We start from the raw sequence: 18,163 nt of genomic DNA, 5'->3' as shown, positions 1-18,163 counted from the left end.
TTTAACCAATTAACCAGTTTTCTGGGTGATTAATCATATTTACTAACCCCCTTAACACTTGATTATATATATGATATATTTCTCTCCCTTGCTCCGTTGATATATACTGGCATTTAACCGCAAATTTTAGCCAGACCTGCGTTTCGGCACTTTCGGCTTCACAGTCATTCAACTTAGCTAGAAATGATGCCTTATACCTCCTTTTTCTCGCCTGCTCTGCTAAATTAGCGCACACAGCACGGGATGAACGTCGAATTTGATCACTCAGAGAATATCTCTCTTCTATGGGAAACTGTTTTGATATTTCAAAAATAGTCATGGCTGCATCAAAGGCTTTTTGATAAATAATTAGATCTTCGTGAGTTTTGATTGTTTTTGGGTTTTCTTCCTTGTCCACTTTCCCTCCCAGTCTTCCTTGTCTCACCTCCATTCTACCGTCAAAGTAAAAAACCTACCCTTGTGAGCCGCTCCCCCCGCTCCCCCAGCTTCCCCTATCTAGCAGAATCCCCAGCACCCCCTATCTAGCAGAATCCCCATCGACAAGAGGTTCGTCGATAGAAGTGCAATCGTCCCACACCCAGATATAATCCATAGGGTTTTTCTCCTGCCGGAAAAGCGGTTACACCAAATAAATAAACTCCGCCCCAATAGGGATTATGCTGTGGCTGAAGACCAATAGTAAATGTGGTTCCCGGAGAAATCGGTTCGGCAAAACTAACAGAAACCGTTTTGGTTGCATCATCTCTGTTTACCGATTGCAACGGCAATTGTTCGCCTTTATTTCGAGCGGTTCCGGTAAATGCTAAAGTATCATCAAGTCTAAAACGGATAGTTTCGCTTCCTTCCCGTTGACTAATCGTCACCTTCTGTAAAGGTTCACCCGCATTTTCTGGAAGTTCTAAGGTGAAATAATACTTAGCCCCCCATACTCCCACATGATCAAATGTGGTGAACACATTAATCAAGCGCGGTGATTTTTCAAAGGAAACGGTACCATCAGCTTGCTGAACAGCGTGAATCGGGGCAATTGGCATTCCCCAGAGACTGGCTGTACTCAGGGTAAGGGCGATGAGAGTGGAAACGCGCATAACTCCATGTTTGCCCAACTACTACCATGGGCTACTTACTGTTTATGGTATTTGACATTACAAATCTGGGGGGCGATCGCGGTTAGTCAATTCCGAGGGAGGGCGATCGCTACTCCAAGCCCACCACACTTTACCACACTGGCATTGATAGAACTCTTGCCACTTTTTGCGATAATCTTCAGTCAGGACTGGTGATTGTCGATTAATCCAAACCCGTTGGGCTTCCATCGAAGAAGCATGACAGGTGGGACAGCAGAACTCTAAGGCATGAGTGGCTGATTTTGTCCATTGCGGCGGAAATGGGGTAAAAGCGTCCATAGTCTTATCGCTGGGTTGTAGCTTAAGGGGAGAGTCTGGTCTTGACCATCTCCTGTGCCTATTTTAGGGGTTTCCCTGCCCAGGCGTTTTGCATTTTAAGGTAAGCATGAGATAGTTGGGAAAATAAGTGTTTTAACTTTATCCTATAAATCTTCTAAGTTTGAGTCCCTCGGCTGATGAATCCAGAGCCAGAAATTCGCCGCTTGCGTGATCTAATGCCCGCCTCTGGGCGAATGCTGATCAAAATTATCAGTAAACCGCAACAGATGGCGGTGATTGAAACTCCTTTCCCGATGCCTTGGTCGAGAGATCGTCCAATCTATATTAACTTTGATCTGTGGCGTCGCTTACCTAGAGCGCAACGGGATATGCTGATCCTCAGCACCGTAAGTTGGTTGCTTAATATCAGGTGGTTTAAGCCCGATTTATATCAAGGCGTTGTCATTGCCGGATTGTTAGGGGGAATGGTGGAATTTGTGCAAGGCGATGCGGTGGGTGTCGTCGTGGCGACGGGATTGAGTGCGATCGCGGGGAGTCAAATTTGGCGCAGCACTCGCAGTTGTCAAACTCACTTAGATGCGGATACCGATGCGATTAAAGTCGCCCTGCGGCGTGGCTATACCGAAACAGAAGCGGCGCAGCATCTATTAGCAGCGATTGAATCCGTAGCTGAGATGGAAGGGCGACTGAGTTTAAATTTTACTGAACTAATTCGCTCTCAAAACCTGCGGGCGATCGCAGGGATTTCCCCTGTGGGGGTTCCGGAGAGTGTAAGACAGGAATAGTTAGGCGTTGCTGAATAAGCGTTGTGGTGAGGAGAAGCTGAGGAAGCTGGGGAAGAAAACAGCTTACGTTGTACTCGCGAAGCGCCAAGCAAGCTACGTCATTCGTTATTCGTCTTATGGTCGGGGCGGGTTTTGCAGCCAAGCTAGGGATAACAATCAATATTAGTCCCTAAACCCGCCCCTACACCTCAACACTCACCCACCTAGGGGATGTTAAGTTTTGATAACCTTGGGCATCCTGTTGATGGAAGCTGATTGTTTTGAGTCATGAAATCTTGAATATTAGTTACGGTGAAGATTTAATTTTGTCCATATTTCCTGGGAATCCGCAGCGTTTCTGGCGATACCTGATCACAGTTGCTCTAGTTGCGATCGCTTATACAGGTAGCGCTCAGTTTACCCTGTCATGGTTAGGATTGGGCGCTGAGGCGTCTCCAGTGTGGGTTGGTGCGGGGATTGCTCTGGCTGCCCTTTTTTTGCAGGGAAAACGGCTGTGGGTTGGTGTGGCGATTGGTGCATTTTGGCTCAATCTGTCTCTGGGAGCCTCATTTTTGGTGTCTCTGGGTTCGGTAATCGGCTGCACGTTACAAGCTGTTGTCGGTGCGATGGGATTACGTCGCCTGGATTTTAACCCAAAGTTAGAATGCCTCAAGGATGCTTATGCTCTAATTGTCTTTGGCGCGATCATTGCCCCCTCAATTAACGCCACGATTAGTACGCTAGTGAATTGCTGGGTAAATTTTATTCCATGGCATCAATTTGGACTGAATTGGGGAACCCTTTGGTTAGGAGACAGTATGGGAATCTTAGTGTTTACCCCCTTACTGCTATTAATTGTTCAGGACTCTCCTCAGCGAATTTTGCCGCCAAATTATCCACCCCAACAAATTTTAGAAGCCGTCCTGTGCTGGAGTCTACTGGGGGTATTTAGTTGGCTAGTTTTCCAGTCTCGAACCACCTTTGCCCTATCCGACTATCCCCTGGAATATTTACCCTTTCCCTTTGTCGTTTGGGCGGCGCTGCGATTTCGGGTGTGGGGTGCGGTTCTTGCCAGTTTAATCGTTTCGGGAATGGCAATTGGTGGCACTCTCCAAGGAATTGGACCCTTTGTGGTGAAAACGGGAAGTACCCTAGGCGCAATTCTACTGCTACAAACGTTTATGGCAGTGGTAACAATAACTGCTTTAGTGTTAGCCGCCGCTATGTCAGAGCGTCAACAGGCAGAAGAACAACTGCGGGCTACCTTAGAACGCGATCGCTTGTTAGCAGAGATTGCCCTGCGGATTCGTCAATCCTTGGATTTAGACCAGATTTTGCACACCACTGTTGTGGAAGTGCGGCAATTATTACAGGCAGATCGTGTCTATATTAGTTATCTAGATGAAAATAACCACAGTAAAATTGCTGCCGAATCTGTTGCCTCTGCTTATAAATCTCTGTTGGGATGGAAAGCCTCAGAGAAACTGTTACAAGAAACCCAAGAATTATTTGCCCAGCGTCAAATTTTAATCCGGGATAATACGGAACGGGTTAATGTTACGCCCTATCTCAAAGACTTTTATCGGTGCTACCAGATTAAAGCGACTCTGGCAATTCCATTAATTCTCGATGATCAATTATTTGGACTCTTGGCGGTTCATCAATGCCACCGTTCCCGTCATTGGCAATCCTTTGAGGTGGATTGGTTAAGACGATTAGCGGTTCAAGTCACCATTGCAATTCAACAAGCTCAACTTTACCAACAAGTCCAAGGGCTTAATAGTAACCTGGAAAGTCAAGTGGCGGAACGTACCCTGCAACTTGAGGAAAAAATGCAGGAATTGCAACGGCTTTACGAACTAAAAGATGTGTTTTTACAAGCGGTATCCCATGATCTACGAACATCAATGATGGGCTTAATTCTGATGTTGAAGGGAACCCAAAACAACCCTGGTGAAACCGTTGCCCTGCCGAGCAGAATTCTGGATCGGCTGATTGAAAATAGCGATCGCCAATTGACGTTGATCAATGCCTTATCTGAAGACCATTTTAACCAAGGGCGGAAAATAGAACTCCACTGTCAACCTTTATGCTTAAATGAACTCCTCAGCCAAATCCTCACTGATTTGCAGCCGTTATTCAGCAGTAACCACGCTCAATTAACGATGGTTATTCCCCAAACCTTACCCCCGGTTAAAGCTGATCCGACTCAACTGCGGTGTGTGTTTCATCATCTATTGACGAATGCCCTTAAACACAATCTACCGGGGGTTAAGATTACGCTGACAGTAAGGGTTGAGAGGGATATGCTTCATTGTGCGATCGCCGATGACGGAATAGGGATGAGCAAACAGCAGTGCGATCGGCTGTTTAAGCTTTATGTTCGGGGATTGCACTCTCAACACTTAACCGGAATTGGTTTAGGCTTATATTTATGTCGGCAAATTATTAATGCTCACGGGGGACAAATTAGTGTTACCAGTGTGCCAACACAAGGATCAACCTTTAACTTTTCGCTTCCTTTGTATAGGAGTAAGGTGGGTATTGCGTAAGGTGGGCATTGCCCACCCTACCTCTAAATCCCATTCATCATCCAAAATGGAATATAGCATTTTCATTTGAATTGTTACCCATGAACATCCCCACCGCCCTAGTCAATGAACTGAAGCTCTACCTCAAACACCGAACCGACAATGGTGATCTGGAAGCGAAAACCTTATTAACTCAACTTGAACAGTTCACTAGCTCACCCACAGCCGCAGAGGAACAAGCCTTGTATTCCCAACCGCCAGCGGGGTTAGATGTAGGATGTTAGTATTTTCGTCATTTGTCCTTGGTCAGAGCAAGTTTTCTCGACAGATATTCAACATCCGCTGATCATTCTCACTCAGTTGACCCACAGGTTGATACTGATCAAGCTTAACGGTGTAGGGATAGGTTAAAGATTCGTAAGTGCGATCGAGATTAAGCTGTCTCCCCGCCGCCGCTACCGAGGTTTGTTGCTGATTCTCGATAGTATGAGCTAAAGCGGTTTGGTCGTAGGGGTTGACAACTCGGAGATTCATCTGTTTAGATTCTAGAGTGCCATGAAAACAGCTAAATTCAGATTGAGGTAAGTAAAGTGCCCCAACTAGCTGTCCTTCATTGGCTTGAAACACAATATATTCTTGACCAATCTGATTGGGTTGGGAGGATTGACCGTAAAGGTACGTGCCATCTGGGATTGAAGTGGCTGAAGCGGATACAGTAGATGGATTCGTTTCCCCAGTGGAACTATCCACGACTTGCTTGAGTTGTTGAGCGACGGCGATGGGTCTACTGGAGACATTCATTGTGAGTCCTACGGTGAGCAGTAACCCGGTTAGGGGTAAACGCCAAGGGAAAGACGGTTGACGTTGGGACTGAAAAAACTCAATGAATCGGCTAATCACCGTGGTTACCTCCTTTAAAATAATATCGAAACACCCTTAGAAAATTTGGAATTTTAGTACACAGTTGGTAGCCGCCCTAATTTGTTAAAGTAGATTTAAGCTAAAGTAGACGTTAGCAGGCATCCTTACTTTCTATCTAACCGTGAACCTGTCTCGGGTTTGCGCTGCCTTTATCCGGTTTCTCAACCGTCACAGTTCGCACGGGCAAAATTACGTTGGTTTGTAATTAGATTGAAGTATTCATCTCTCTCTAGTTAAACAATAAGGGATGATGCTTAAGTAGCGATTCCCTCGAAGGAATGAAAGTTAACTCACCCAGGAGAAGGTTTTTCTACGGACACAGTATTTTCAGGAGCTTCAATCGCTAGTCTGGGGATTGCTGAAGAAATTAATATTTTTTTACAAAAAAAGTGGTAGCGAACTGTGCTACCACTTCGATGGAATGTCGCCAACTTGGGCATTCACAAATAGTCTTTGAAAGTCTTTAAACCCGTTTAAACGGGTTTAAGCTTTGAGCCAGAACTTTAGTTCTTAGCTAAACTTGTCGTAGGGGATGCCAGCGTTTAGGGCGAAGACAGCGCAACTACAAACCAACTAACTGGCAATGTATTCCCGCACAGTGGCATGGCGTCGTCTGAGTTGGGCTAAAGCTTGATGCTCTAACTGGCGTACCCGCTCGCGACTGAGATTGAGTCTCTGTCCGACTTTTGCCAGAGATAGTTCATTCCCATCTTCTAAGCCAAAGCGGAGTGCCAAAACTTCCCGTTGTTGGGGGGTTAATTCTGCCAGGAGATTATCTAAATCTTGGCGCAGGGATTCCTGGGTGGTGTAATGAACCGGTGTCGGTCCACTATCTTCCAACAGATCAGATAATTCTGTATCTTGGTTATCCCCCACTCGCACATCTAGGGATACGGGTTGACGGGCGATGCTCAAATATTCGCGAATTTGGGCAGGTTCTAACTCCAACTCTTGACCAATCTCAGTTGGTGTGGCGTTACGCCCCAATCTCTGAGACAGTTCCCGTTGAACCTTTTTGATCTTATTCAGCTTTTCGGTAATGTGAATCGGTAACCGAATCGCACGGGCTTGTTGGGCGATGGCGCGAGTAATGGCTTGACGAATCCACCAGTAAGCATAAGTAGAGAATTTATACCCTCGCGTTGGGTCAAATTTCTCCACGCCTCGCTCTAATCCCAGGGTGCCTTCCTGAATCAAGTCCAGGAATTCCATGTTACGCTTCTGATACTTTTTCGCGATCGCAACCACTAGGCGCAGATTCGCTTCGATCATTTTACGCTTGGCTCGCGTTCCCTGGTTTATAATTTTCTTAAGGGCTGATTCCTCTAAATCAACGTGATCTGCCCACTCCTGCATCGTCGGTTCGCGCTCTAAGGTTTCCGCTAAGGCATCTTTTGCCTCCAAGAGCGGCATCATCTGCTGCACTTGCTTACCATAGACAATTTCTTGCTCATGGGTCAGTAGTGGCACGCGACCGATTTCATGCAGATAGGTGCGAACCATATCTGCCGAAAATGTGGGCTTGGTCGTTTTGGGTTTGGTGTTAACAGTGGGCATCTGTGAGTAGTGACTCCGTAAACGAGCAATAAATCTGTCGCGGATTTTGACCTCAAAAGCAAAAGCTATAGCCATCTCTCACCTTGAGGATACGTGCGCGAAGCGGTTGTTTACATCTACTAAAAGATGTATAGACTCCTACCTGTATTGAGTTGGGCAGGAGAGCGAACCGTAGATCAGGAGTTAAAGCGATTGACTCAGTTAATTGTCTCTTCGTTGATTCTGCGGCGTTTCCCAGCTTACTAACTCTGGGCTAGGAACAAGGCGAATGCGAAGTCATTATGAGTTTGCCTTAACTCTATAGTATTACACCTTTAGACGACGGTAAAGAGGTAAAGGTTCAACATTTCGGAAAAATCATCCGGCTGTGGCATCTGCTACTTTTCCTCCTGACACCGACAGGGTTCAACAGGTTGGCATTCTCTCCTAGTTACTATCATCGCCTAAAATACCGAGAAACGGATAGAGTTTAATCGGGGAAATAACCGAACTGATTTGGGGATAGATATCCTCCCAACCCCCTAGTCTGGCACAATGCCTTTTTCGTTAACGAGGACGGTTGACGAGGTGAGGAGGTGAGCCAGGACAAATTCCCAGGAGATGAAACGCCCCTAATTTTATAGCACTAGGCTCTAAGGTTAGGAGAAAAGAAGAAAAATTTAAATCGCTCAATCCCTTGATGAGTCAGTGTTTTTCTTCACTATTCCATAAGACACACCGAGCGTGTTACCGAGCGCAGTTCGGCTAGGCTCACTGACCGTTGAGGTAAGCGTTCGACTGAACTTTGACAGGCTCAGTTGCCGCGCTCACCGCCGAAGCCTTACGCCGAAGTCCGAGCCGAGGTGTTGCCTATTGCCAGAAAGCCTAGCGCGTAGCGCTATATCAGGTTCATTAACCCTTTTTCCCTATTCTCCCCATCCATCCAATACCAAATATTCCTCCACCCTGTCGAGATGGAAGAGTTTTTTTGGCGCAACTCGATAATCATGAATCATAGCAGGAGTGAAGCCTAAATCCAAGCCTCTATGTCAGAATATTATCATTTGCTGCTTCTTTCCCCTTTGTATTACTTTTGTTCTAAGAACAAAAACTCACAACTCTCAGGCAACACTCTAGTAACTACTGTCCAGAGACGTTCCCACCACACAAGTCCGCTCTAACGTAGCACCATTTACATTGACCTCATCGAGTTCAGCACAAAGCAAATTCGCTCCCGTTAAATTTGCCCCTCCCAGATTCGCCCCGCGCAAATCCGCTTCCTCAAAATTGGCGTCACACAAGCTAGCACCTTGTAAATCCGCTTGCGATAAATCCGCCCCCTTCAGATTAGCACTGTTGAGATTCGCCCCCCGCAGATCAGCGCCTCGAAAATCGACGCCTTGGAGGTTGACACCCATAAGATTCGCGCCACTCAAAAACGCACCAGCAAAGGATACCTGAGTCAAATTCGCGCCCATTAAATTCGCGCCTCGGAGATTACTCCCGCGCAAATCCGCCCCAGTCAAGTTGGCTTGCATTAGATTAGCGCCCAAACAATTTGCCCGCACATCAGCCGACACCAATTGAGCGCACAGCAGTTTAGCGCCATCAAGACGAGCACCGTTGAGATTCGCTCTCGACAAATTCGTACCCACCAGACTAGCGCCTGCCAAATTAATCTGTTCCAGTTGGCTCCCAGACAAGTCTTCGTCGTCTAGATTAGCACCTGAGAGCTGCTTGATTTTTCCTGCGCGAATTGCTTCGATTTCCATCAATTTTCCTGCGTGACTTAAACCTTAAGACGAAACATTTGATTGGGCTTCCTGAGGGGAATGGGAATCAAGCAACCACATCCCTGCGGCTATTTTAGGTTGATTTGCCTGTAAACTCATACCCTGTTGCATTCCCATCACCAGTAGTTCTAGAGCCTCAAGCAGTTTTGGGTCAAATACTGTACCCGCTGACGCCTGACAGTCGTTAAGTGCTTTTGCCAAAGGAGTCTCTTGGGATTGATAGTCCTTGAGCCGCTGTTGAAATGTGGTCATCAGTGCTAAAATCCTCGACTCCAAGGGAATTGCATCATAAGCCAAACCATCCGGTTGTCCTGAACCATCCCAATGTTCGCTTTGGTGGGTGATAATGTGAGCAATTGCCTGTAATTGGGGCATGACACGCAAAACCGAGGATTTGGGCATCGTTTCTTGTTGAGCTACCGTCTGTTGCTGCACCGTGGATTTTGCTGGTTCTAGGTCATCATCTACGGCTTGTAACGGCGCGAGGCGATGCAGCAATCCCGCTAATCGCAGCCGTTTGGTTTGCCATGCGGGTAAATCAAGCAATTGACCCATCGCTTCACAAAGGGTTGCCACTTCCGCCGCTGCCATGGGATTAGTTACATCAGCTTGATCGATGAGCTGTGCCATCCGCAAAAATGCCTGCACTTTATTAGACACTAAATTATTATCTAAGTCTTGCTCGGCAAGGGGCAAGTTCTGAAGTGGCTCATCCTCAGTTTGGTGTAATTCTTGTTCAAAGCTTTCGAGATATTCGACGACGCGAGACACAACCTCCCCAATATCATCGCGTTTTTTGCTGCCGAAGGCTGCTGTGATCTTTTGTGCTTGGTCGGTTAGGCGCTGTTGTAACTGTTGATCGTAACCGCCAATATGTGCGATCGCCAAATCTACCGTTTCCCGAACCAATTCCGGCTCAAATGTCCAGAACCCATAAAACTTGCGCTCCCGATCATCTTTGGGTGATCCTTTACTGCCATAATCCTCAGCCGATAGCTCTTGACATAAGACCATTGCTGTGTATGTCTCCGACATGATGATCAAATGCCATTCTTGAGCCACTGGATCAGAAGCATCTAAATCCAATAGTCTCACATTAGAGCGCTGGCTGGTGGGATGCTCCCCAAAACCAGTCTCCGCTGTCGCCAGAATTACCACTTGAGACGACTGTTCCGCTAAATCGCCATAGCGTTCTGCCTCTTGCATATACCATTTCCCCTGTTGAAATGCTGCAATTAGCAGAGGTTTTCCCTCTGACTCTAAGATGAAGTCTTCCAAGGCATGACACAGGGCGATTAAAGTGTTTTTATGATAAACACCAAAATTCAGCGGTCGCTTACCGCCGCGATGAGCTGTGTCTAACTTTTGTAATATCGAACCTTGCAGCATGATCAAACCTTGTCTGAGGGGTTCAGGGGAAAGTGGGTGTGTAGAGACGCGCCATGGCGCGTCTGCCATGGCGCGTCTGCCATGGCGCGTCTGAGAGCAGGGGAGAATTTTAACCGATGATTTTATGTTAATTATGATACATTTTAGGGTTGAATTTCTCCAAGCAGTTCGAGTTGGCGATAAACGGATAGGAGCAACTACCCCGCTGTAACCAGTTGTTTAGGCGGCGTCTTAGCTGAGGCTTCAATCGGAGCCGCTAATGCCTCCTCTAAATCCGCACAGCCCAAGCGCTCCTCTAAAATTTTCATCACTTCGCGACCAAAATCATCGGGATTTTGCCGCCAAGCTTGCAGACAAACCTCACCCAAGAAAGAGCCTAGGGGTTCGGGATTCCAGAGTAGCTTTTTCGCTGTCCAAGGCATTAAACTCATTGGATCATAGTCTTTTTCGAGAATATTGTTCTCAAAAGCGTAGGCTTCCAAATGAGTATGGGGTTGTAGTCCGATAAAGAAGATAGCGGGTTCCACCTTGTCAGCACCAAAGATTCGCTCTAACTCCCGGTGATAGGCAATGGTTTGGCGAATGGTGTCCGGTCGCTCATCTATTACATTAAAGGAATAGTTGACCGAAACCAAGTCATTAAAGCCCCCTGCTTTCAAATCCCGACAATTTGCCAACACGGTGCGGAGGTTATACCCCATCCGCATCTTCCGGACTAATTCCTGGGAACCACTGGTAATACCGATTTCAAAGTAGTTCATCCCGGTTTTCACCATCAAGTCGCATAATTGGGGGGTGAGATTATCTGCCCGAATGTATGCCGCCCAGTGAATGTCGGTCATCCCAGAATCGAGAATTTTCTGCAACAGTTCCACCGCATCGTCGATAAACTTCCGGGCGGGGATAAACTGAGCATCGGTAAACCAGAAGTTGCGGATACCTCGGTCATAAAGCTGGCGCATTTCGGCAACCACTTCATCAGCGGGATTGATCCGTACTTGTTTACCTTCGACGACGGTGTAGATACAGTAGCAGCAGTTGTGGGGACAACCCCGTTTAGTTTGCACCCCAATATAAAAGTCGCTCTCTTGAAAATAATAATCAAACGCCGACCAGATGCTTTGGATATAGTCGTAATTACAAGCGGTTTTTTCTAGGGGAGTTGGGCGTTCATGAATCATGCGATCGCGCGGCTGCGTTTCACCCACCACATAACAGCGCTCATCAGCAAACGATTCACCCCGCAGGAGTTTCTCTAGCAGGGTTTCACCTTCGCCAACGGAGACAATTGTCCCGTTGGGTAATTTAGTCTTCAGTTGTTCATAAAATACACTCACTGCACCGCCGCCAACCATCACCCGTGCCTCTGGGTTGTAGGTACGAGCGCGTTTAAGTCCCCGGCGAATCAATCCTAAATTACGCCACAGTTCAGTATAATAGGCGGCGGCTAGGCGTAAGCCGCCGATCGCCCCGCGTAACTTGACAAAGGGGTTACTGGCGTAGTAGAACTCGAAGGCATTTTGCAAGGGGTTACCTCCTCTACCGCCAACTGGCGCATAGATTTGAATATCGCGCCAGGAGAATACCAACAGCGTCGGTTGGAATTCGTCAATACAGGCGTCGAGCGATCGCGAAAAATCCAGGGGAGGTACAGTGCCTAAGTCAAAGATGCGCTGTTCTACCTCTGGGAAAAGTTTGTGAACGTGATCGGCTAGATAGACAACACCAATCGGGAAAATCGGGTTGCAGGGGAGGCGCACATAAAGAATTTTTGGTGACATTATAAATTTTATCTGGGATAAATCGGCTTTTATGAACAGGGTTGGCTCGGTTGAACTGGGCAAATCTCCAACCCAACTTGGATGAAAACCCGGTGTACGCAGACGTTTAAGCCCTCACCGACCGGGAGATAATAACACAGCCCCAGCCCAGCTTTCTCAGATATTTGATTTCTTTTTCACATAACTTAACTTTACTTTAACAAGATTGGGTTCTGACCTCAAGCGTATGCTATTTTTTTTCGTGGGGTTCATCGTTGAGAGTCTGAGGGAGGTAATCTAAGCAATTTTACCTAAGGCGTTCAAATTGAGGGTCTTAACCCTAGGTAGAAGTTCTTATCCCCAGGGATGGGACAAATTAGCCATTTAGCGGTGATCGCTGGGACGAGATTGGCGAAAATATACCTAAATTGGTAGTCGGATTTACAACAGGGAAGGAATCACAAGTGCTAAGTTAGGTGAAGTAATAACAAACAGAATTCATTTAGTACCTCACTCAGCAGTTATGACTCAGATACTTGATCCCCTACCCTCTGATAATCAAACTCACATTGTCTGTTGCTATGTAAACGCCACGAGCCAGATTCAAATTGCTCGGATTACAAATATTCCCAATTGGTATTTTGAGCGTGTGGTTTTTCCAGGACAGCGCTTAGTCTTTGAAGCCCTACCTCAGGCGCTATTAGAGATTCACACCGGGATGATGGCAAGTGCGATTCTCTCGGATACCATCCCCTGTACTCGCTTGCTGATCGCTCAAGACGGTAATCCGACGTCGTCTTCTGACGCTAAAGCCGTTGTACCACCGACTGATGATAATAAGCCCAGTGAAAAAACAATTAGTCATAATAGCACCAGCCAAGCGCTTTTAGCTGTGGCAACAGCTCACTAGATAACAAAAGCCATTAAAAAACAAAGATTAAGAGAGGTTGTTCAGCCGAGCAACCTCTTACGTTACGATTGGGGCATTGACATCCTCACCACGCCATTTTAGGACGAGGCTTTAGACCCATCATTTCCGGTAAACAGGCTAAATTTGAGGCATTAAGTTGTGAATCTGCCCGACTTTATCTGGTTGTGGAAAATAGCCGCTTGGTCAATGGGTTTGTCCCTCGCGGCTTATAGTCTGTTGGCGGTGACGGGCAGTGTTATGTTCACGAAACGGCGCTCTCAACACCCCAAACCGAAATGGTTGCGACCTTTACACTACATCATCGGATGGGTAATGGTCAGTTTGGTTTTGCTGCTCCTGGGAATTGGTGTAGTGGGTACTATCGGTCATTATGGCAATCTCGGACATTCTGGACACTTGATTGCCGGATTAGCTGTCGTAGCGTTGGTTGCGGTGTCCGCCGCAAGTTCCACCCAGATTAGCCCCCAACACCCTTGGGCGCGGGCAGTTCATCTGGGAACCAATATTGCTTTATTTGTCGGATTTGCCTGGGTATCCTATTCCGGATGGCAGGTGGTGCAGAAATATTTGTAAGCAGAGGGAGCTGGGGGAGCAGAGGGAGCTGGGGGAGCTGGGGGAGCAGAGTGAGCGATATAATTGGGAAGGCGTTAGCTTATCAGGCAAGAAGCCCTACATTATGATGATCTTTGATTTCATGTAGGTCGCTCACTTCGCTAGAGATAATCTCCTGAGAAGGTTGCCACAGCAGACAAAGTTTAGCTGGAGAGGGTGTCAGTAGAGTAAAAAAACCAGTACAAAAACTATCTAATATGTAGGTGGGACATAAGTCCTGTAGAGTTTACAGGGAAACAAAAATGAATAAATTAATTGGATTAGTGATCATTGCTGCCGTTGTAGTCGGAGCAGCTTTAGGTTGGCAGGGTATATCCCTTCCATTTTTGGGAGGACTCTTTGGGGGTGAAAACCGCACAGCGAACCAAATCATTGAGTCAGTTCCAGACACGGCAACTGACCAAGGGGCAACACAACAACCTCAAGCAGCAACGGGAACTCAGCCAACGGCTCAGGCTCCAGCGACGATTAATCAAGCCCAAAATAATCAGGGTACAGCTCAAGCCCCTCAAACCACAGTGGGTCAAGCGGATACAGGCGCGGGTGAAGCGACAGAGGAGTCCGAACCGATTACGGCTCTCTGGTAACGTGATTGACTAAATCTGTACGGACTGGCTAGGGCGCGTCTAACGTTTTATCTAATGAACTTTTGCAGTGATATTTTAATTGTGGGCGGTGGCGTGATTGGTTTGGCACTCGCCCTAGAGTTGAAGTGGCGGGGGGCGACAGTCACGGTATTAACTCGCGACTTTAAACAAGCAGCGACTCTAGCTGCCGCTGGTATGTTAGCCCCTCATGCGGAAGCCATTCCCGACAGTCCGATGCGGGAATTATGTGGGCGATCGCGATCGCTCTATTCCCAATGGTGTACCAAACTGGAACAGCTTACGGGTGTGGCGACAGGATATTTGCCCTGTGGGATTCTCGCCCCCGTCTATGAAGATGCTGCCGCCTCTCAGTCTGACGTCGGGAATTGGTTAGATAAACAGGCGATTCATCTATATCAACCTGGTTTAGGGGCAGATGTGATTGGTGGTTGGTGGTATCCCGAAGATGGGCAAGTCGATAACCGCGCCTTGGCACAAGCCCTGCGATTAGCCGCTCAAGAATCAGGGATTGACCTGCGCGAAGGCGTAACCGTTGAGGCAATTGAGCAGCAAAATCGTCGCGTTTGTAGCGTCAGAACCTCGGTTGGTGAATTTCAGGCTGATCAGTATGTCTTAGCAACAGGGGCTTGGTCTAACCAACTGCTACCTGTACCCGTTTATCCGAAAAAGGGTCAGATGCTGTCGGTACAAATACCAGTCAATCCCCATCAGCCCTTACCCCTACAACGGGTGTTGTATGGACCCGATACCTACTTAGTTCCACGTCGAGATGGGCGGTTATTGATTGGTGCAACCAGTGAGGATGTGGGATGGCAATCGGATAATACGCCAGCAGGAATTCACACCTTACTATCACGAGCAATACGGTTATATCCATCCCTACAGGATTGGTCAATTCGGGAATGCTGGTGGGGATTTAGACCCGCCACCCCCGATGAATGTCCGATCCTGGGAGTCAGCCCTTGTGAAAATCTAACCCTAGCGACGGGACATTATCGTAACGGTATTCTCCTCGCCCCGGTGACAGCCCAGCTACTGGCAGACTGGATGGAAACGCAAACCCCTGATCCGCTATTAGACCATTTTCGATACGATCGCTTTTATCATCAATCCTCCTCAAATTTAATGATTAGCTCTCCACTTACGCCTGTATCTCCCCAAAACATCTCGGTTACAGAACCAGCGATATCTGACCCGTTAATCATTGCAGGTCGAACATTTCACTCCCGCCTGATGACCGGTACAGGGAAATATAGCACCATTGAACAAATGCAACAGGGGATTGCGGCGAGTGGGAGTCAGATTGTTACCGTAGCCGTGCGGCGGGTGCAAACCAAAGCCCCGGGTCATGAAGGATTAGCAGAGGCGCTGGATTGGACAAAAATCTGGATGTTACCCAATACCGCCGGCTGTAAAACCGCAGAAGAAGCGGTGCGGGTGGCGCGGTTAGGACGGGAAATGGCAAAGTTATTGGGGCAAGAGGATAATAATTTTGTCAAGTTAGAGGTGATTCCCGACCCGAAATATTTATTACCCGACCCAATTGGCACTTTGGAAGCCGCTGAGAAACTGGTGAAAGAAGGGTTTGCCGTACTGCCGTATATTAATGCTGACCCCATGTTAGCTAAACGATTGGAAGAGGTGGGCTGTGTCACAGTAATGCCATTGGGTTCTCCGATTGGTTCGGGACAGGGGATTAAAACGGCGGCAAATATCCAAATTATTATCGAAGAAGCGGGAATTCCTGTGGTCGTAGATGCGGGGATTGGATCGCCCAGTGAAGCCGCCCAAGCTATGGAGATGGGGGCAGATGCAATACTAGTGAATAGTGCGATCGCGCTAGCCAAAAATCCGGTGGCGATGGGGAAAGCGATGGGGATGGCGACTGAAGCGGGGCGTTTGGCATTTCTGGCGGGACGGATTCCAATTAAAAGTTATGCCAGTGCAAGTTCACCGTTGACGGGGACAATTAGTTAAGTTTTGTCATTTGTCATTTGTCCTTTGTCATTCGTCATTCGTCCTTGGGAAGTTTGAGGAGTATTTACATAACTGACTATTAACTAAATCCCTAAACTCTGGAAGCATACTGTGATGACCGTAACTACCGCCAAATGGACCCTAGATGACTATCACCGCATGATTGAAGTCGGTCTTTTAGCCAATCGTCACGTCGAACTGTTAAACGGAGAAATTATTGAAATGCCCCCAGAGAGTCCCGAACATGCTTACCTGGGAGATGAAAGTGGGACTTATCTTAGCCAACTTTTAGGCGATCGCGCTAAAGTCCGGGAAGGTCGTCCTATTACCCTACCGAATAACTCTGAACCTGAACCTGATTTGGCGATCGTCAGACCTCTGGGACGAATCTACCGCCATCGCCATCCCTACGCTGAAGATGTGTTTTTGCTGATTGAGTTTGCTAACACCAGCCTTGCCAAAGACTTGGAGATTAAGCGCAAGGCTTACGCCACTGCTGGAATTGAGGACTATTGGGTTGTCAACTTAAAAAACCGACACCTGAAAGTATTTCGTGAACCTGTCGATGGTGACTATACCCGCCAATTAACCCTGACGACGGGAGAAATTCACCCGTTGGCATTTCCTGATGTTCGGGTTTCGGTACAACGATTATTAGAGGGTTAGAACCGCTTTTTAGCGACTATAAAAATTTCTTATCCAAACAAGAGAGTTTTTATACTGAGAGTTTGTTACAATTCTATAAGTTGAGTAAAGAAGGTTATCATTCATGCCATATACCACAGAAGAAGGCGGACGTTTAAATAACTTTGCCCGTGAACCGAAAGTTTACCAAGCAGAACCACCAACCAAAACCGAGCAACGTACCTATGTATTTCTGGGAATTGCGGCTCTAGTTTTAGTTAGTGGATTAATGTACGTGGCTGTTTCTGTATCCAGCGTTAGCTAGGTTCTGCGAATCCCTACATCGGGAACACCCCTGTTAATCCAGCGATTTTGGACTAACAATGAAGTGAAATCTGATCAAGGATTACGCGAAACATTAGTTCGATTTAGCCTAAAAAGCCAAAATCAGTAGGGTCAGGGGTTTGCTTCCCCTTGCATCGCTTGTAACGCATTCACAACACTTTGATGACTGTCTAATCTGCCTTGTTCTTTGAAAAGTTCAGCCGCTTTCTGCAAATCAGCCGTCGCTGCTTCAATGTTCTCCAATTGGAATTGAGTCAGCCCCCGATTGTAATAGGCTTCAGCAAAGGTGGGTTGCAGTTCAATTGATTTAGTATAATCAGCGATCGCGTCTTCATATTGTTCCAAGCGATTGCGGGTTAGCCCCCGATTATAATAAAGGCGAGCATTTTCGGGGTTGATTTCCAGCGCTTTGGCGTAATCATTGAGAGCCTCTTCAGAATTTCCCAACTCATCATAGGCATTCCCGCGACTAATATATGCTGTGTCATTTTCCGGATCAATTTCGATTGCTTTAGTGAAATCCGCGATCGCTTTTTGATAATCCCGGCGCACAAAATAGGTATAGCCTCGGTTACTATAGGCTTGACTGAAATCGGGATTTAACTTAATCGCTTGGGTATAGTCATAAATCGCAGCATCGTAATTACCCAGACTATGATAAGCGTAGCCGCGATTATAGTAGGTATCCGCATCTTCGGGCTCCAGTTTTAATGCATCGCCGAAGTCAGAAATCGCACCAGCATAATCACCCTTTTCCAATTTATCGACGCCTTGGTTATACAGTTCCACGGCTGTTAACTCCTCGGACGGGGCTTCTTGCACAACCCTGATTGGCTGTTGGGCGTGAACCGCTTCGGAGAATCCCGTCAGGACAGTCATTAATCCCAAAATGGTCAGTATGCGATAGGTTGAGTTCATCGTTGTTTTGGTTTTCCGATTTAATCTTAAGAGAGTTAGCGTGAGAGT

Annotated in this window: 18 protein-coding genes; 9 read left to right on the top strand and 9 right to left on the bottom strand. The window is 47.1% G+C overall.

Annotated elements, in window-relative coordinates:
* Nucleotide 1 precedes the first annotated feature (1 nt).
* The 3 genes from MC7420_RS27395 to MC7420_RS27385 all read right to left on the bottom strand — a co-directional run bounded on the left by MC7420_RS27395 (nucleotide 2) and on the right by MC7420_RS27385 (nucleotide 1,406).
* Nucleotides 2–430, bottom strand: coding sequence for a four helix bundle protein (locus MC7420_RS27395; protein WP_044210051.1), 429 nt, complete (start codon nucleotides 428–430; stop codon nucleotides 2–4).
* A gap of 91 nt (nucleotides 431–521) precedes the next feature.
* The gene (locus MC7420_RS27390; RefSeq protein ID WP_006104563.1) at nucleotides 522–1,088 is read right to left on the bottom strand and encodes a DUF2808 domain-containing protein; all 567 of its coding nucleotides are present in this window, start codon (nucleotides 1,086–1,088) and stop codon (nucleotides 522–524) included.
* Nucleotides 1,089–1,145: 57 nt separating this feature from the next.
* Nucleotides 1,146–1,406 (bottom strand): hypothetical protein, encoded by a 261-nt coding sequence (locus MC7420_RS27385; RefSeq protein WP_006104661.1) that lies wholly within the window; start codon nucleotides 1,404–1,406, stop codon nucleotides 1,146–1,148.
* 176 nt (nucleotides 1,407–1,582) lie between these two features.
* Here MC7420_RS27385 and MC7420_RS27380 point away from each other — a divergent pair, with 176 nt between their 5' ends.
* The 3 genes from MC7420_RS27380 to MC7420_RS27370 all read left to right on the top strand — a co-directional run bounded on the left by MC7420_RS27380 (nucleotide 1,583) and on the right by MC7420_RS27370 (nucleotide 4,985).
* The gene (locus MC7420_RS27380) at nucleotides 1,583–2,191 is read left to right on the top strand and encodes a DUF3318 domain-containing protein (RefSeq protein WP_006104644.1); all 609 of its coding nucleotides are present in this window, start codon (nucleotides 1,583–1,585) and stop codon (nucleotides 2,189–2,191) included.
* 260 nt (nucleotides 2,192–2,451) lie between these two features.
* Nucleotides 2,452–4,722 (top strand): MASE1 domain-containing protein, encoded by a 2,271-nt coding sequence (locus MC7420_RS27375; RefSeq protein ID WP_006104558.1) that lies wholly within the window; start codon nucleotides 2,452–2,454, stop codon nucleotides 4,720–4,722.
* Nucleotides 4,723–4,802: 80 nt separating this feature from the next.
* Nucleotides 4,803–4,985: a hypothetical protein gene (locus MC7420_RS27370; RefSeq protein WP_006104651.1), complete on the top strand. Its 183-nt coding sequence runs from the start codon at nucleotides 4,803–4,805 to the stop codon at nucleotides 4,983–4,985.
* 22 nt (nucleotides 4,986–5,007) lie between these two features.
* On the opposite strand, the gene MC7420_RS27365 is transcribed toward MC7420_RS27370, so the two are convergent.
* From MC7420_RS27365 to MC7420_RS27345, 5 genes are all read right to left on the bottom strand, one after another.
* The gene (locus tag MC7420_RS27365) at nucleotides 5,008–5,601 is read right to left on the bottom strand and encodes a hypothetical protein (RefSeq protein ID WP_006104541.1); all 594 of its coding nucleotides are present in this window, start codon (nucleotides 5,599–5,601) and stop codon (nucleotides 5,008–5,010) included.
* A 594-nt stretch (nucleotides 5,602–6,195) separates the two neighbouring features.
* Nucleotides 6,196–7,179, bottom strand: a complete 984-nt coding sequence (locus MC7420_RS27360) for an RNA polymerase sigma factor, RpoD/SigA family (protein ID WP_044210092.1) — start codon at nucleotides 7,177–7,179, stop codon at nucleotides 6,196–6,198.
* A gap of 1,112 nt (nucleotides 7,180–8,291) precedes the next feature.
* Nucleotides 8,292–8,930 (bottom strand): pentapeptide repeat-containing protein, encoded by a 639-nt coding sequence (locus MC7420_RS27355; protein ID WP_006104625.1) that lies wholly within the window; start codon nucleotides 8,928–8,930, stop codon nucleotides 8,292–8,294.
* 24 nt (nucleotides 8,931–8,954) lie between these two features.
* Nucleotides 8,955–10,340 carry a DICT sensory domain-containing protein gene (locus MC7420_RS27350; RefSeq protein WP_044210045.1) on the bottom strand — a complete coding sequence of 462 codons (1,386 nt, stop codon included), beginning with the start codon at nucleotides 10,338–10,340 and terminating at the stop codon, nucleotides 8,955–8,957.
* A gap of 197 nt (nucleotides 10,341–10,537) precedes the next feature.
* Entirely contained in the window at nucleotides 10,538–12,121 is a 1,584-nt protein-coding gene (locus MC7420_RS27345) for a photosystem II high light acclimation radical SAM protein (protein ID WP_044210043.1), read from the bottom strand.
* A 502-nt stretch (nucleotides 12,122–12,623) separates the two neighbouring features.
* Between MC7420_RS27345 and MC7420_RS27340 the strand changes: the two genes are divergently transcribed.
* The 6 genes from MC7420_RS27340 (at nucleotide 12,624) to psb34 (ending at nucleotide 17,177) form a co-directional block, all read left to right on the top strand.
* The gene (locus tag MC7420_RS27340; RefSeq protein ID WP_006104654.1) at nucleotides 12,624–13,010 is read left to right on the top strand and encodes a DUF1830 domain-containing protein; all 387 of its coding nucleotides are present in this window, start codon (nucleotides 12,624–12,626) and stop codon (nucleotides 13,008–13,010) included.
* A 159-nt stretch (nucleotides 13,011–13,169) separates the two neighbouring features.
* A complete protein-coding gene (locus MC7420_RS27335; protein ID WP_006104556.1) occupies nucleotides 13,170–13,604 on the top strand; it encodes a DUF4079 domain-containing protein in 435 nt (144 codons plus the stop codon).
* A gap of 281 nt (nucleotides 13,605–13,885) precedes the next feature.
* Complete coding sequence (locus MC7420_RS27330) at nucleotides 13,886–14,230, top strand: hypothetical protein (protein ID WP_006104562.1); 345 nt, start codon at nucleotides 13,886–13,888, stop codon at nucleotides 14,228–14,230.
* Between the two features lie 54 nt (nucleotides 14,231–14,284).
* Entirely contained in the window at nucleotides 14,285–16,228 is a 1,944-nt protein-coding gene (gene thiO / locus MC7420_RS43535) for a glycine oxidase ThiO (protein WP_006104663.1), read from the top strand.
* A gap of 114 nt (nucleotides 16,229–16,342) precedes the next feature.
* On the top strand, nucleotides 16,343–16,894 hold the full coding sequence (locus tag MC7420_RS27320; RefSeq protein WP_006104582.1) for a Uma2 family endonuclease: 552 nt from the start codon (nucleotides 16,343–16,345) through the stop codon (nucleotides 16,892–16,894).
* Nucleotides 16,895–16,997: 103 nt separating this feature from the next.
* Nucleotides 16,998–17,177 (top strand): photosystem II assembly protein Psb34, encoded by a 180-nt coding sequence (psb34, locus tag MC7420_RS27315; protein WP_006104589.1) that lies wholly within the window; start codon nucleotides 16,998–17,000, stop codon nucleotides 17,175–17,177.
* A gap of 131 nt (nucleotides 17,178–17,308) precedes the next feature.
* On the opposite strand, the gene MC7420_RS27310 is transcribed toward psb34, so the two are convergent.
* Nucleotides 17,309–18,115: a tetratricopeptide repeat protein gene (locus MC7420_RS27310; protein WP_006104647.1), complete on the bottom strand. Its 807-nt coding sequence runs from the start codon at nucleotides 18,113–18,115 to the stop codon at nucleotides 17,309–17,311.
* Nucleotides 18,116–18,163 lie beyond the last annotated feature (48 nt).

It is taken from the genome of Coleofasciculus chthonoplastes PCC 7420, assembly GCF_000155555.1.
GTDB classification, from domain to species: Bacteria; Cyanobacteriota; Cyanobacteriia; order Cyanobacteriales; family Coleofasciculaceae; genus Coleofasciculus; species Coleofasciculus chthonoplastes_A.
This window is presented reverse-complemented; position numbering and strand designations above follow the sequence as displayed.

Coding starts and splice junctions, on each gene's coding strand:
- thiO (WP_006104663.1), top strand. CDS start 14,285: ATGAACTTTTGCAGTGATATTTTAATTGTGGGCGGTGGCGTGATTGGT.
- MC7420_RS27345 (WP_044210043.1), bottom strand. CDS start 12,121: ATGTCACCAAAAATTCTTTATGTGCGCCTCCCCTGCAACCCGATTTTC.
- MC7420_RS27370 (WP_006104651.1), top strand. CDS start 4,803: ATGAACATCCCCACCGCCCTAGTCAATGAACTGAAGCTCTACCTCAAA.
- MC7420_RS27355 (WP_006104625.1), bottom strand. CDS start 8,930: ATGGAAATCGAAGCAATTCGCGCAGGAAAAATCAAGCAGCTCTCAGGT.
- MC7420_RS27380 (WP_006104644.1), top strand. CDS start 1,583: ATGAATCCAGAGCCAGAAATTCGCCGCTTGCGTGATCTAATGCCCGCC.
- MC7420_RS27330 (WP_006104562.1), top strand. CDS start 13,886: ATGAATAAATTAATTGGATTAGTGATCATTGCTGCCGTTGTAGTCGGA.
- MC7420_RS27390 (WP_006104563.1), bottom strand. CDS start 1,088: ATGCGCGTTTCCACTCTCATCGCCCTTACCCTGAGTACAGCCAGTCTC.
- MC7420_RS27350 (WP_044210045.1), bottom strand. CDS start 10,340: ATGCTGCAAGGTTCGATATTACAAAAGTTAGACACAGCTCATCGCGGC.
- MC7420_RS27340 (WP_006104654.1), top strand. CDS start 12,624: ATGACTCAGATACTTGATCCCCTACCCTCTGATAATCAAACTCACATT.
- MC7420_RS27360 (WP_044210092.1), bottom strand. CDS start 7,179: ATGCCCACTGTTAACACCAAACCCAAAACGACCAAGCCCACATTTTCG.
- MC7420_RS27385 (WP_006104661.1), bottom strand. CDS start 1,406: ATGGACGCTTTTACCCCATTTCCGCCGCAATGGACAAAATCAGCCACT.
- MC7420_RS27395 (WP_044210051.1), bottom strand. CDS start 430: ATGGAGGTGAGACAAGGAAGACTGGGAGGGAAAGTGGACAAGGAAGAA.
- MC7420_RS27310 (WP_006104647.1), bottom strand. CDS start 18,115: ATGAACTCAACCTATCGCATACTGACCATTTTGGGATTAATGACTGTC.
- MC7420_RS27320 (WP_006104582.1), top strand. CDS start 16,343: ATGACCGTAACTACCGCCAAATGGACCCTAGATGACTATCACCGCATG.
- psb34 (WP_006104589.1), top strand. CDS start 16,998: ATGCCATATACCACAGAAGAAGGCGGACGTTTAAATAACTTTGCCCGT.